Annotated in this window: 12 protein-coding genes; 5 read left to right on the top strand and 7 right to left on the bottom strand. The window is 69.2% G+C overall.

Annotation, left to right across the window (positions count from 1 at the left end; genetic code table 11):
- Nucleotides 1–155 precede the first annotated feature (155 nt).
- From QSJ34_RS14780 to QSJ34_RS14760, 5 genes are all read left to right on the top strand, one after another.
- Nucleotides 156–791, top strand: coding sequence for a hypothetical protein (locus QSJ34_RS14780; protein WP_285576656.1), 636 nt, complete (start codon nucleotides 156–158; stop codon nucleotides 789–791).
- Between the two features lie 3 nt (nucleotides 792–794).
- Nucleotides 795–2330, top strand: coding sequence for a complex I subunit 5 family protein (locus tag QSJ34_RS14775; protein WP_285576654.1), 1536 nt, complete (start codon nucleotides 795–797; stop codon nucleotides 2328–2330).
- Entirely contained in the window at nucleotides 2327–3832 is a 1506-nt protein-coding gene (locus QSJ34_RS14770; protein ID WP_285576653.1) for a hydrogenase large subunit, read from the top strand. The genes QSJ34_RS14775 and QSJ34_RS14770 overlap by 4 nt, the downstream gene beginning before the upstream one ends.
- Nucleotides 3829–4611 (top strand): NADH-quinone oxidoreductase subunit B family protein, encoded by a 783-nt coding sequence (locus tag QSJ34_RS14765; RefSeq protein ID WP_420798862.1) that lies wholly within the window; start codon nucleotides 3829–3831, stop codon nucleotides 4609–4611. Before QSJ34_RS14770 ends, QSJ34_RS14765 begins: the two co-directional genes overlap by 4 nt.
- Before the next feature lie 67 nt (nucleotides 4612–4678).
- Nucleotides 4679–5221: a GNAT family N-acetyltransferase gene (locus QSJ34_RS14760; RefSeq protein ID WP_285576649.1), complete on the top strand. Its 543-nt coding sequence runs from the start codon at nucleotides 4679–4681 to the stop codon at nucleotides 5219–5221.
- Here QSJ34_RS14760 and QSJ34_RS14755 read toward each other — a convergent pair.
- The 7 genes from QSJ34_RS14755 to obgE are packed head-to-tail and all read right to left on the bottom strand — an operon-like array spanning nucleotide 5172 to nucleotide 12494.
- A complete protein-coding gene (locus QSJ34_RS14755) occupies nucleotides 5172–6749 on the bottom strand; it encodes a serine/threonine-protein kinase (RefSeq protein WP_285576646.1) in 1578 nt (525 codons plus the stop codon). The two genes, QSJ34_RS14760 and QSJ34_RS14755, sit on opposite strands and share 50 nt — an antisense overlap.
- 1 nt (nucleotide 6750) lies before the next feature.
- Nucleotides 6751–8160, bottom strand: a complete 1410-nt coding sequence (locus QSJ34_RS14750; protein ID WP_285576644.1) for an OmpP1/FadL family transporter — start codon at nucleotides 8158–8160, stop codon at nucleotides 6751–6753.
- 59 nt (nucleotides 8161–8219) lie between these two features.
- The gene (locus QSJ34_RS14745) at nucleotides 8220–9176 is read right to left on the bottom strand and encodes a DUF535 family protein (RefSeq protein ID WP_285576642.1); all 957 of its coding nucleotides are present in this window, start codon (nucleotides 9174–9176) and stop codon (nucleotides 8220–8222) included.
- Nucleotides 9173–10426 (bottom strand): Glu/Leu/Phe/Val family dehydrogenase, encoded by a 1254-nt coding sequence (locus tag QSJ34_RS14740; protein ID WP_285576640.1) that lies wholly within the window; start codon nucleotides 10424–10426, stop codon nucleotides 9173–9175. The genes QSJ34_RS14745 and QSJ34_RS14740 overlap by 4 nt, the downstream gene beginning before the upstream one ends.
- Nucleotides 10427–10438: 12 nt before the next feature.
- Nucleotides 10439–10813: a ribosome silencing factor gene (gene rsfS, locus QSJ34_RS14735; RefSeq protein ID WP_285576638.1), complete on the bottom strand. Its 375-nt coding sequence runs from the start codon at nucleotides 10811–10813 to the stop codon at nucleotides 10439–10441.
- Nucleotides 10814–10830: 17 nt separating this feature from the next.
- Nucleotides 10831–11445 carry a nicotinate (nicotinamide) nucleotide adenylyltransferase gene (gene nadD, locus QSJ34_RS14730; RefSeq protein ID WP_285576635.1) on the bottom strand — a complete coding sequence of 205 codons (615 nt, stop codon included), beginning with the start codon at nucleotides 11443–11445 and terminating at the stop codon, nucleotides 10831–10833.
- Nucleotides 11445–12494 carry a GTPase ObgE gene (obgE, locus tag QSJ34_RS14725; RefSeq protein ID WP_285576633.1) on the bottom strand — a complete coding sequence of 350 codons (1050 nt, stop codon included), beginning with the start codon at nucleotides 12492–12494 and terminating at the stop codon, nucleotides 11445–11447. Before obgE ends, nadD begins: the two co-directional genes overlap by 1 nt.
- Nucleotides 12495–12567: the final 73 nt, after the last annotated feature.

The following is a 12567-nucleotide window of genomic DNA, read 5'->3' as shown; positions in this document are numbered from 1 at the left end:
TGGCACGGAGAAAAAGACACGGAGAAGGGGTGGGAGATCGAGGTGGACATGAGGTCAGGACCTTGTCTCCGTGCGCCTCTCGGTGTGCCCTCCGTGTGCTCAGTGCCTCCGTGGTGGATCTTTTCCTTGAGCCGCACATCGCCTGAAGGGTTCCTATGTCGCCCGACTTCCTCATCGCCCTCACCATGCTCACCAACTTCACGCTGGTGGCCACGAGTCGCGTGAACAAGGCCATCCAGCTCGTCGTCGTGCAGGGCATCCTGCTGGGCCTCATCCCCATCGCCATGGGCCTGGGCCGACACCTCCACATCCTGTTCATGGCCCTGTCGGCCATCGCGGTGAAGGGCTGGCTCATCCCCTTCCTGTTCCGCCGGGCCCTGCGCGAGGTGCATATCCGCCGCGAGGTGGATCCCTACGTGGGCTACACGATGTCGCTGCTGCTCTGCGCGCTGGGCACGGGCCTGAGCCTGGTGCTGGCCCACGGCCTGCCGCTGAAGCCGGGAACCTCGCCCACCTTCCTCGTGCCCGCGGCGCTGGCGACGCTGTTCACGGGTTTCCTGCTGCTGGTCTCGCGGCGCAAGGCGCTCACGCAGGTGGCGGGTTACCTGGTGCTGGAGAACGGCATCTACCTCTTCGGCCTGCTGCTGGTCGAGGAGATGCCCATCCTCGTGGAGACGGGCATCCTGCTGGATCTCTTCGTGGGCGTCTTCGTCATGGGCATCGTCATCAACCACATCCGTTCGGCCTTCGATTCCACGGATACGCGCCACCTGGCCGAGCTGAAGGACTGAACGATGGCGCGCCTGCTTCTCTCCCCCCTGCTGCTCATCTTCCTGCCCCTGCTGGCCGCGGCCGTGGCCTGGTTCATCCGGTCGCCCCGGATCCGGGTGCGGCTGCTGCCGGCCATGGGGCTGCTGCACCTCCTCCTGCTGATCATCGAGGTGCGCGGCTGGCGCGATCTGCCCCATGGCGCCTGGCTGGGCCTGGATGCCCTGGGCGGATGGGTGCTGCTGGTCATCAGCACCCTGTTCACCATCGTCGCCCTCTATGCGCCGTCCTACCTCGCCCTGCGCCCCGACCGCGACCACCGGCTCTTCACCGCATGCCTGTTGGCCTTCCTGGGGCTCGCCTCGCTGCTGGCCCAGTCGCGGCACCCGGGCATGGCCTGGGTGGCCATCGAGACCATGACGCTGACGACGGCGCCGCTCATCTACTTCAACCGCAACCGCCGCTCCATCGAGGCCACCTGGAAGTACCTCGTCATCGGCTCCGTGGGCATCGCCCTGGCCCTGCTGGGCACGCTCTTCGTGGCCTACGCGGCCCACATGGGCGGCGTGGAGGAGCCGCTGCAGTACACGCGCCTCATGGCGGAGGCGGGCCGCCTTTCGCGACCCTGGCTGCGCGCGGGCTTTGTGCTCACGATGGTGGGCTACGGCACCAAGATGGGGCTGGCCCCGCTGCACAGCTGGAAGCCCGACGCCTACGGCGAGACGCCGGGCATCGTGGGCGCGTTGCTGGCGGGCGGCGTCACCAGCTGCGCCTTCCTCGCCCTGCTGCGGATATACGCCATCGTCGCCGCGGCGGGCGAAGGCGTCTTCGCCCGCGAGATCCTCGTGGGTTTCGGGCTGCTGTCCATGGTCTGGGCCCTCGTCTTCATGGTGGGGCAGGTGGATTTCAAGCGCCTGCTGGCCTACTCCAGCGTCGAGCACATGGGCATCCTCGTCTTCGGCATCGGCCTGGGGGGCCTGGCCGCCCGCTTCGCCCTCTTCCACCTGGCAGCCAATGCTCTGGTCAAGAGCGTGCTCTTCCTCTCGGCGGGCAACATCCACCGCAGCTACGCCAGCAAGCAGCTGCCCCACGTGACGGGCGCCATCCGGCGCACGCCGGTATCTGCGGGGCTCTTCTTCCTGGCCTTCCTCGCCATCACGGGCCTGCCCCCCTTCGCGCCCTTCGTCAGCGAGTTCAACATCGCCTCCTCGGCGCTCACCACGGGCCACGTTTTTGCGGGCGCGGCCTTCCTCGTGTTGCTGGGGGGCATCTTCCTGACCATGAGCGATACGGTCATGCAGGTGGTCTTCGGCGTGCCGAGTCCCCAGCGGGTGCGCACGCCCTACAAGGATTCCTTCGCCACCACGGCGCCTCTGATCCTCGCCCTGGCCCTCGCGCTGGGCCTGGGCCTGTGGCTGCCCGGCCCCATGCGATCGATGCTGGAGGGCGCCGCGCAAACCGTGGAGGGGCACGCGCCCGCCGTGCGCGAAGTGCGGCCCCTGTTCGGGCAGGCGCCGGCCCTCGTGCCCGCGGCGGTTTCCGCACAGGAGGTGCGCCCATGAGCCACCTGGCCCTTCCGGTCCTGAAGAACGGCCAGGCCGTGGCCCTGGCAGATCTTTCCGAGCTGCCCTTCGCCTTCTTCCGCGACACGGTGCTCGGCGCCGTGCGCCAGGGACTTCGCCTGGCCTGCCTCTGTGCCGACGCCCAGCTGCGGATGTTCGCGGTGCTCGCCGACGACGCCGGGCGCACCCTGCGCGTCGCCCGCACTCGCCTGGAACAGCCGCGCTACGCGGCCCTCACGCCGGAATGCCCCCAGGCGCATCTCTTCGAGCGCGAGATGGCCGAGCAATACGGCCTTCAGCCCGAGGGCCATCCCTGGCTCAAGCCCCTGCGCTTCCAAAAATCCTGGATCGGTGGTGAGGCCTCACCCCAGCCCACGCCCGGCGCCCTCGACTTCTACCGCGTGGAAGGCGACGAGGTGCACGAGGTGGCCGTGGGGCCCGTGCACGCGGGCGTCATCGAGCCCGGCCACTTCCGCTTCCAGTGCCACGGCGAGCAGGTCTTCCACTTGGAGATCGCGCTGGGCTACCAGCATCGCGGGGTGGAGCAGGCCCTCGAGGGCGGCCCCCATCCCCTGAGCCTCAAGCAGGCGGAAACGGCGGCGGGGGACACGAGCATAGCTCACACCTGGGCCCATTGCCGGATCCTCGAAGGCCTGGCGGGATTCTCTGTTCCCGCCCGCGCGGACCGAGTGCGCGGCGTGGCCCTGGAGTTGGAGCGGGCCGCCAACCACGTGGGGGATCTCGGTGCCCTGTCGGGCGATGTGGGATTTCTGCCCACGGCTTCTTTCTGCGGGCGCATTCGCGGTGACTGGCTGAACCTCAGCGCCGAGGGCTGCGGCAGCCGCCTGGGCCGCAATTGGCTGCGCCCCGGCGGACTGCAGCAGGATCTGGATCCGCGCCTGGCGGAGCGGATGCTTCCGCGGGTGGATCGCGCCTGGGTTGAAACCCGCGACGCGGTGGAACTGCTCTGGGGTGCGGCCTCGGTGATGATCCGCTTCGAGGCCGCCGGCCACCTGGGGCCTGCCCAGGCCCGCGAGATCGGCGCCGTGGGCGTGCCCGCGCGGGCCTGCGGCATCCCCATGGACGTGCGGCGGGACCATCCCTTCGGGCCCTATGAAACGCACCCCGCCGTGCCCGCCCTGGCGGAAAGCGGCAACGTCCATAGCCGGGCCTGGGTGCGGTGGCGTGAGCTGTTCGAAAGCCACCGCCTGATCTCCGAGGCCTTGGCGGATTTGGCCGCGTCTCCCTGCGATCCGAAGCCGACCAGCCTTCCCAAGCTGGCGGCGGATAGCCTCTGCGTCTCGCTCACCGAAGGCTGGCGCGGCGAGGTGCTGCACCTGGCGGTGACGGACGGCGAAGGGCGCTTCGTCCGCTACAAGATCGTCGATGCCTCCTTCCACAACTGGTTCGGCCTGGCCCTGGCCCTGCGTGGCGAGCAGATCTCCGACTTCCCCCTGTGCAACAAGAGCTTCAACCTCTCCTACTGCGGGCACGACCTATGATGCACATCCTGCTGTCCCGCTGGCGCCAGGGCCACCGCACGCTGCCCTACCCCAAAGAAATCCCGGCCCTGTCCGAGCGCTTCCAGGGCCTGCCGAATATCCAGGCAGAGCGCTGCAAGGCGGGCTGCGAAGCCTGCGTGGAGGCCTGTCCCACCGAAGCCATCCGCCTGGGCGCGGGCGGCCCGGAACTGGATCTGGGCCGCTGCGTCTTCTGTCCCGCCTGCGTGGAGGCCTGCCCCGAAGGCGCCATCGCCTTCACGGGGGATCACCGCCTGGCCACGCGCACGCGAGAAGACCTGATCCTCGCGCCGGGTGCGGACCTGCGGCGGGCCGAGGCGCTGGGCGGCGAGCTCAAGCGCCTCCTGGGTCGCTCCCTGAAGCTGCGCGTCGTGAGCGCGGGCGGGTGCAACGGCTGCGAGGTGGACGTGAACGTGCTGGGCACCCTGGCCTGGGACCTGGGGCGCTTCGGGATCCAGTACGTCGCCTCGCCACGCCACGCGGACGGCCTGCTCATCACGGGCCCCGTCACGCGCAACATGGAACTGGCGGTGCGGAAGACCTACGACGCCGTGCCCGGGCCCAAGATCGTCATCGCCGTTGGCGCCTGCGCCATCCAGGGCGGGCCCTATTACAAGCGCGACGAGCAGCTGGGCGGCGCCTCCAGCGTGCTGCCCGTGGACCTCTTCATCCCCGGCTGTCCGCCCCATCCCCTCACGATCCTGGATGGCTTGCTGCGCTTGATCGGGCGCCTGGAGGACGAGGGCCGGCGGATCTCCTGATCGGATCACCGCAAGAAGCGGGTCGCAGATCTCGGCCCGGTTCCTCATGCTGGAATGGGAGGCGGGCATGAGCGATCCGGCGAAAGAACAGACCATCCTGGTGCGCGAGGCGCGGCCGGCCGATGTCGAGGCCATCGCCGACATCGGCCGCCGGAGTTTCACCTGGGCCTTCGGGCACCTTTACCAGGAGGCCGGATTGGCGCGCTACCTGGAGGCCACGTACGCCGTGGGGAAGATCGCCGGTAGCCTGTCGAAGCCCGCCAACCTGTACCTGGTGGCCGAAGTTGAAGGTGCGGTACGGGGCTTCCTGAAGCTGAAGGTGGCACAGCCCGGGGCGGCCTGGCAGGTACAGAAGCTCTACATCGATCCGGACCTGATCCAGCGCGGCCTCGGAGGCCAGCTCATGCGGGCCGGGGAGGCGCGCATGCTCGAAGGCGGGGCCGGGTCCGCCTGGCTCGTGGTCTACACGGGAAATGCCCGCGCCATCCGCTTCTACACGGACCTGGGCTACGAGGTCACGGGCCCCGTATTCCACGACTTCGAAGAGCTCCGCGTCGAGTTCAAGCGGATGGAGAGGCGCTACGGGCCAGCTCCGACAGCACGTCCATAACCTCGTCATCGCTCGGACGAGCCGCGGGATCCTTCCGGCAGAGGCGCGCGACGAGATCCACCAGGGGGGCGGGCAGGTCGGGCCGTAGGGCCGCCAGATCCGGAAGCGGCGCCCGCTGGTGCTTGTCCAGGATCTCGAAGGGCGTTTCGCCGTTGAAGGGCGGATGCCCCGAGAGCATTTCAAAGAGGATGATGCCGAAGGAATAGCGGTCCGCCGCGGGACCCACCTGGACCTTGAGCTGGGCCTCGGGCGCGGCGTAGGCCGGCGTGCCCAGGAAGGCGTACGTGGTGGTCAGCGTGTTGGAATCGACGATGCGTGAGATGCCGAAATCCATGACCTTGGCCTGGTCGCCCTCGAAGATCACGTTGCCCGGCTTCAGGTCGCGGTGGACGATGCCGAGGGCGTGGGCGTGCGCCATCGCACCGGCGATCTGGAGTGCGATGCGCAGGCATTCGGCGAGGGGGGGCGGCCCGTCCTCGCGCAGCTTCTGATCCAGGCGGCGGCCCGTGATGTATTCCATCGCCAGCCAGGGCGGCCCGCTTTCGGGGCCGGGATCGAGCATGCGCACCAGGTTGGGATGATCCAGCATGGCCCCGAGCCGGGCCTCCTGCCGGAAGCGACGGAGGAACTCGGGATCGTCGTGGCGGTAGGGGTGGAGGAGCTTGAGGGCCACGGGCGTACCGGTGGCGTCGTGATGTGCGAGGAAGGTGCTGGCGAAGCCGCCCCGGCCCAGGAGGCGCTCGATGCGGTAGGGCCCGAGCTGCTTCGGATCGCTGAAGGACGTCTCTCCGGTGGTCCGCCGCCTGCGCCGCAGGAGAAAGAGCGCCGCCGCGAGGCCGGCAAAGGCTCCGAGGGACCAGGCGAGGGTGCGGACCGGATGCGGAGTTTTGGGTGTCGCGGCGGGGGAGGGAGGCGCGACTTGGGGGGCGGAGACACCCACGGGCAAGGCCTGAGACCGGGCCTCCCTGGGGCCCGGGTTGGGCTGAGCGACTGTGCCGGGTGTCGTGGCCGGGGCCGAGGCGGAGGGCAGCCAGGGCTGGGTCCCGGTCTCGGACCAGGATTCCGATGCCACCGGAGCCGGGGGCTTGGGCGCGGGTTCCGCGGCCGCATGGGGCTTCGAGGCGGGCTCGGTCGGGGGCTGGGCGGGGACTTCCTTCGGTGCGGGGGGCGCCTGGATTTTGCGCCGGATGAGGGCCTGGGCCAGAGTCTCCCGCTCGGCTGCGGGTTCGCCAAACTGGGCTGCCCGACCGAGGGCAGCCTGGGCGCCCTCCAGATCACCGGATTCCAGGAGACAGCGGGCGAGGTGGGTGTGGGGCGTGTAGTCCTTGAGCAGGTTGTTGCCGTAGATGACGATGCGCGCCGCCGAGGCGGGCCTCAGCTCGATGGCGCGGCGGTAGGCCGCTGCGGCGGTGGCCCACTGGCCCGAGCGCTCGGCGTCGAGGCCGTCCTGGTAGGCGGCGTAGAAGGTGGGCTGGGACTGGGCGGCCAGCAGGGGGGCTATCAGGAGCAACGGGAACCGGCGGCGCACTTCAATCTCCCACGAAGAGGAAGTGGACGGCGCGTTCCAGGGGCTGGCGCTGGAACTGGAAGATGGCGGAGAAATCGAGCCGGTGCTCGCGGATGCGCTCGGATCCCACGGACGGTGAGCCGGTGCGCGCGAGGATCTGGCCCACGTCGAGGGACTGGGAGGCGCGTCGGGAGGACCATCCGTAGCGGTAGGCGAGGTCCAGGCCGACGGGTCCGCGCTTGATGCCGCTGCCGATGGAGACGCGCTGCATCACGCGCTGGACGCCGGTCACGGCATCGACCACGGGCTGGGGTTCGCGGCTGAGGCCCGCGCGGAGCGGAATCACGGATCCGCTGGCGGTGATGTGCAGGTACTCGACGCCCAGGTGCAGGTCGGTAGCGTTGGGCGTGCGATCGCCCTTGTCGAAATCGAAGAAGCTCTGCCCGTTGAGCCGCGCCGAATCGGACATGTAGCGGGTGGTGGACCAGAGGGTGTGGGCGAGATCCGCCGTAAAGAGCCACTGGTCCGTGGGGCGGTAGGCGTAGCCGATGCCGGTGCCCGAGGGCCAGTGGAGTCCGGTGCTCATGGGGTTGGCCTTGAAGCCGCCCTGGGGCAGGTTGGTGGCCAGGGTGGTGGCGAAGGTGTAGTCCGCGTGGAAGCCGGTGCGGCGGATGAGCCCGAGGCTCCAGGTGGGCCAGCGCCAGATGAGGCCGAGGTTGTAGTTGCCGCCGTCCATGGCGTTGGTCTGACGGAAGGCCACGGAGGTGGAGGTCGCCCCGGTGGTGTTGAGGCTGTCCGAGGTGAGGTCCCAGCGGCCGCGCCACTGGTTGTAGGAGAAGCCCAGCAGGAGGCGCTGGGAGACTTCGTAGGCGGCGGCCAGGGAGTAGAGGTCGATCTGCCCCGCCTGGCTGACGTCCTGGACGAGGTGGGTGGGCAGTCCGGAGCTGCTCGTGGGGGTCTCCACCAGGTCGCGGCGCGCGTGATCCGTCAGTGCGAAGGCGCGCTGCACCGACATCTGGAGCACGAGGTTCCGCCCTGCGATCTGCATGGGCGCCGTGGCCGAGAAGAAGAGGGGGTCGACGCGCGTGCCGCTGACGAGTGAATCGCCGACGGCCAGGACGCGCCCCCGGTTCGAGGTCTCGAAGTCCTGGTAGCTCACGGAACGCTGGGTCCCCCGCGCCACAAAGCTGACCTCGGGATGAAGCAGCTGGGCGAGCCCGGCGGGGTTGAAGGAGACGGCCGTGGCATCGTCGGCCACGGCGATGAAGGCGCCGCCGAGCCCCATGGCGCGGGCCCCGGCGCCCTGCACGGTGAAGTTGGTGCGGGACTGTTCCGAGATCAGCGTACCGATGGGGCTCTGGGCTTCCAAAGACAGCCCGGTGGCCAGCCCCAGCAGGGCGAACCAGCGGCTGAGTTGGGAAGGATGGGGCACGTGAAGTCGTCCGTCTGAACCTTCATCATGCCGTACGAACCTTAAAGGTTGGTGAAGCTTCAGGCGCCTTCCGCGGGCGGTACGGACTGGGCCAGGGCGCTCCTGATCTGGGCGGCGAGGTCGTCCATCAGAGCGTAGCGGCGCGTGTACATGGTCCGCTTGTTGGGCTTGATCTCCTCCCGCGTGCGCCGGTGGGCCTTGCGCGGCAGGTAGAACCAACCATCCATGGCAGGATGTCCGCCCAGCTCGGTCCAGAACGCGTCGTAGTCGAAGGTCAGTTCGTGGATCCAGGCCAGGTGGATCAGATGCTTCTTCCGGTGCACCTGAATGCTGTTGCCGGCGCCGAGGAATTCCCGGGCGCCCAGGGCCCGGGCGATCTCCTGCGCGGCGAAGACCACCAGCGCCTTGGGGCGGAGGCCGAACATCGCCTTCTGCAGGGCCTTCATGAAGCCGTCCTCGCCTTCGGAGCGGCCCTGCACGCAGCCGGCGTACATCACCAGCCCGTTCCGCTGCCATTCCAGGGCGAAGGAGAGCGACGAGATGCGCCCGCCCTGCTGCGGGCAGCGAAGGGTGATGGCGAACTCGCCCTCCTTGCGGAAGCGGTTGTCGAAGCCCAGGCAGAGCTCGGCGGGGCCGAGATCCCCGAGCTGGACCGAGGCGAGGACGACGCCTTCGCCTTCCTGCTGCAGCAGGGCCTCACGGATCGCACCGCCGCGCCAGAGCACGAAGGAATAGGTCTCGCGCATGACCTTCGTACGGCGCACGAGGCCCCACCGCGCCGAGAGATAGGTGCGCATGGGCTTGAGGGGCAGCAGGGGATTGGCTTCGGCGAAGGGCTGCAGGTCCTGCGATTGAAGTTTGGTGAACCAGCCGAGGGCCTCGAGGGGCCGGGCGGCTGCGATGGCAGCCCAACGCAGGTTCTGCTTCACACGCCGGAGCAGGCCTTCGGCCTGATAGACGCCGGCGCTCAGGATCCAGGCGCGCCGGGCGGCGACCCAGGTGGCGCGCAGTCTCAAGCGTAGAAGCCGCGGTACCGCATGGCCTGGGCGACGCGGTCGAGGGCCAGGATGTAGGCGCCGATGCGGGGGTTGGTCTTGTACTTGTCCGTGGTGGCGAAGGTGGCCTGGAAGGCGTGGGTCATGTAGTCCACCAGGCGCTCGTTCACTTCGCGCTCGCGCCAGTAGAAGCCCTGGCGGTTCTGCACCCACTCGAAGTAGCTGACGGTCACCCCGCCGGCATTGGCGAGGATGTCGGGCACCACGAGGACGCCGTGCTCGAGCAGGATGGGATCGGCCTCGGGCGTGGTGGGGCCGTTGGCGCCTTCCACGATGATCTTGGCGCGCACCTGGGCGGCGTTCTCCTCGGTGATCTGGTTCTCCGTGGCGGCGGGCACCAGGATGTCCACGGCGTGCGTGAGCAGGGCCGCGGGCTCCATGGGCTCGGAGCCCTTGAAGCCGGTCACGGTGCGGGCCTCGGCGGCGTGCTTGAGCAGGGCGTGGATGTCGAGGCCGCGGTCGTTCTTGATGGCGCCCTTGAGATCGCTGACGGCCACGATGCGGGCGCCGGCCTCATGGAGCAGGCGCGCGGCCTGGCTGCCCACGTTGCCGAATCCCTGGATGGCCACCGTGGCGCCGGCCAGGGGCTTGCCCAGGCGCTGCATGGCTTCGCGCGCGGTGATGAGGATGCCGCGGCCCGTGGCTTCCGTGCGGCCGAGGCTGCCGCCCAGGCCGAGGGGCTTGCCGGTGACGACGGCGTTCTCGGTTTGGCGCACGTGCATGGAATAGGTATCGAGCACCCAGGCCATGGTCTGCGCGTCGGTGCCCATGTCCGGCGCGGGCACGTCGCGGTCGGGGCCGATGATGTCCATGATCTCGGCGATGTAGCGGCGGGTGAGCCGCTCCTTCTCACCGAGGCTGAGACGGCTGGGATCGCAGACGATGCCGCCCTTGCCGCCGCCGAAGGGCACGTCGACCACGGCGCACTTCCAGGTCATCCAGGCGCTGAGGGCCTTGATCTCGTCGAGGCTGACGTTCAGGTCGTAGCGGATGCCGCCCTTCGCGGGACCGCGGGCCACGTTGTGCTGCACGCGGTAGCCCGTGAAGACTTCCCACTGGCCGTTGTCCATGAGCACGGGCAGGCTCACGATCATGGAGCGGTTGGGCGCCATGAACACCTTGAAGAGCGCGTCGTCCAGTCCGTAGAGCTGGGAGGCGACGCGGAGACGGGCCTGCATGGCCTCGAAGGCGTTGTTCGGAGTGGTCGGCATGGAGGTCTTCTCCTACGGACGTGCGTCGGTCGCGGGATGGGTCTCTTCGGGCAGTTCCAGCTCGCGGCCCGCGTTCCACAGGCCTTCGAGGTTGTAGTGGCGGCGGGTCTCTTCATCCATGACGTGGACCACGAGGTTGCCGTAATCCAGCAGGACCCAGTTGCCGTTGGCCTCGCCCTCGCGGGAGATGGGGCGCTCGTCGGCCAGCTTGAGGGCATCCTCGATGGCCTCGGCGATGGCGCGGTTCTGGCGGTCGCTGCCGCCGCTCATGAAGGCGAAGGTGTCGGTGAAGCTGGCGATGCCGCTCACGTCCACGAGTCGGATGCGGAAGGCTTTCTTGGACCGGGCGGCGTCGACGACGGTCGCGAGCCGGGAATCAAGGGTCATGCGGGCTCCAGAGCAGGCTAACGATACAGGTTTTCAGAACGGATGGTACCTAGAACTTGAGGGGGCAGGCCCCCGGGATCCTCGTGGGGCGCGGCCTGGAGGCGCGTGCGGAGGTCGCTGGAGGCCAGGTCCAGCTCGGTGGCGGGCAGGGCCACCAGTTCGCCGGGCCGGCCGCTCCAGGCGGGGACGGGCCGGAGGCCGCGCACCTCGGGGGCCTGGAAGGGCGCGCCGGGGCGCAGGGCCACGGCCGCCGAGGCCAGTTCGAAGATGCGCTCGGGACAGCGCCAGCCGGGCAGGCCCGGCAACTGGTCGCTGCCCATGATGAGGATCCAGGCGGCGTCGGGTTCGCGGGCCGAGAGGGTCTCCAGTGTGTCCACGGTGTAGCTGGTGCCGCCGCGTTCGAGCTCCACGGACTCAATTTTGCACCTTCGATCGAAGCCTTCGAGGGCCTCGGAAAGCAGGCGCAGGCGGGCCTCGGCGCCGGGTCCGCCGGGGTCGGGCTTGTGGGGGCTGAGGGCCGTGGGCACGAAGCGCAGTTCGTCCAGGTCCAGGTGATCCAAAGCCAGCTTTGCCAGCTTGAGGTGGCCTTCGTGAGGAGGGTTGAATGCTCCCCCAAGTAGGCCGATGCGCACTACCAGGCCTCGTCCTTGGGGGCCGCTTCCTTCTGGCCGGCCATGACCTTGAGGGCATCATCCACGGCGAAGGCCAGCTCGCGGAGCCCCTCGCCGGTGACGCCGGAGATGAAGATGGGCTTCTGGCCCCGGGCCTCGCAGAGGGCGACGAAGGCCTCGCGGCGGCTGTCGTCCTGGAGGGCGTCCAGCTTGGTGCCCACGAGCCAGCGGGGCTTGGCGGCCAGCACGGGGCTGAAGGCCTCCACCTCGCCTTCGATGATGCGGATGGCATCGGCGGGCTCTTCGACGGGATCGGAAAGATCCACCAGCTGCAGCAGCATGCGCGTGCGCTCCACGTGGCGGAGGAACTGGATGCCCAGTCCCGCGCCGCTGGCGGCGCCTTCGATGAGGCCGGGGATGTCGGCGATGACCCAGGAATCCAGGAGGTCGCCGCCGAAGCGATCCAGGCTCACGACGCCGAGCTGGGGTTCCAGGGTGGTGAAGGGGTAGTTGGCGATCTTGGGCCGGGCCGCGCTGAGGCGGCTCACCAGGGTGCTCTTGCCCGCATTGGGGAAGCCCACCAGGCCTACGTCTGCGATGAGCTTGAGCTCCAGATCGAGGTTGCGCTCCTCACCGTCCTCGCCGGGCTGGTGGTGGCGGGGTGTACGGTTGGTGGAGCTCTTGAAATTCGTGTTGCCCAGGCCGCCGCGGCCGCCGCGGGCCACGCAGACCTCTTCACCGTGGGCCATCAGCTCGGCCAGCATCTCGCCGGTGTCGCTGTCGCGGATGACGGTGCCGAGGGGCACTTCCAGCACGATGTCCAGGCCGTCCTTGCCGTGGCGCATGCAGCCTTCGCCCTGGCGACCGCGCTCGGCGCTGTACTCGCGCTTGTGGCGGTAGGGATTGAGGGTGTTCAAGGCCTTGTTGGCCCGGAAGAGGATGGAGCCGCCCTTGCCGCCGTCGCCGCCGTCGGGCCCGCCCTCGGGGGCGAACTTCTCGCGGCGGAAGCTCATGGCGCCGGAACCGCCGTGACCGGCGGCGACGCGAAGCTGGACGTGATCAAGGAACATTTGAACCTTTGGTTGCGGAAGATCGGGGAGGCATAAGCATAGGCCGGGCTACGCCCGGCCTATGCGCGGGGGT

The sequence above is a fragment of the Geothrix limicola genome (assembly GCF_030268085.1).
In the GTDB taxonomy this organism is placed as follows: domain Bacteria; phylum Acidobacteriota; class Holophagae; order Holophagales; family Holophagaceae; genus Geothrix; species Geothrix limicola.
This window is presented reverse-complemented; position numbering and strand designations above follow the sequence as displayed.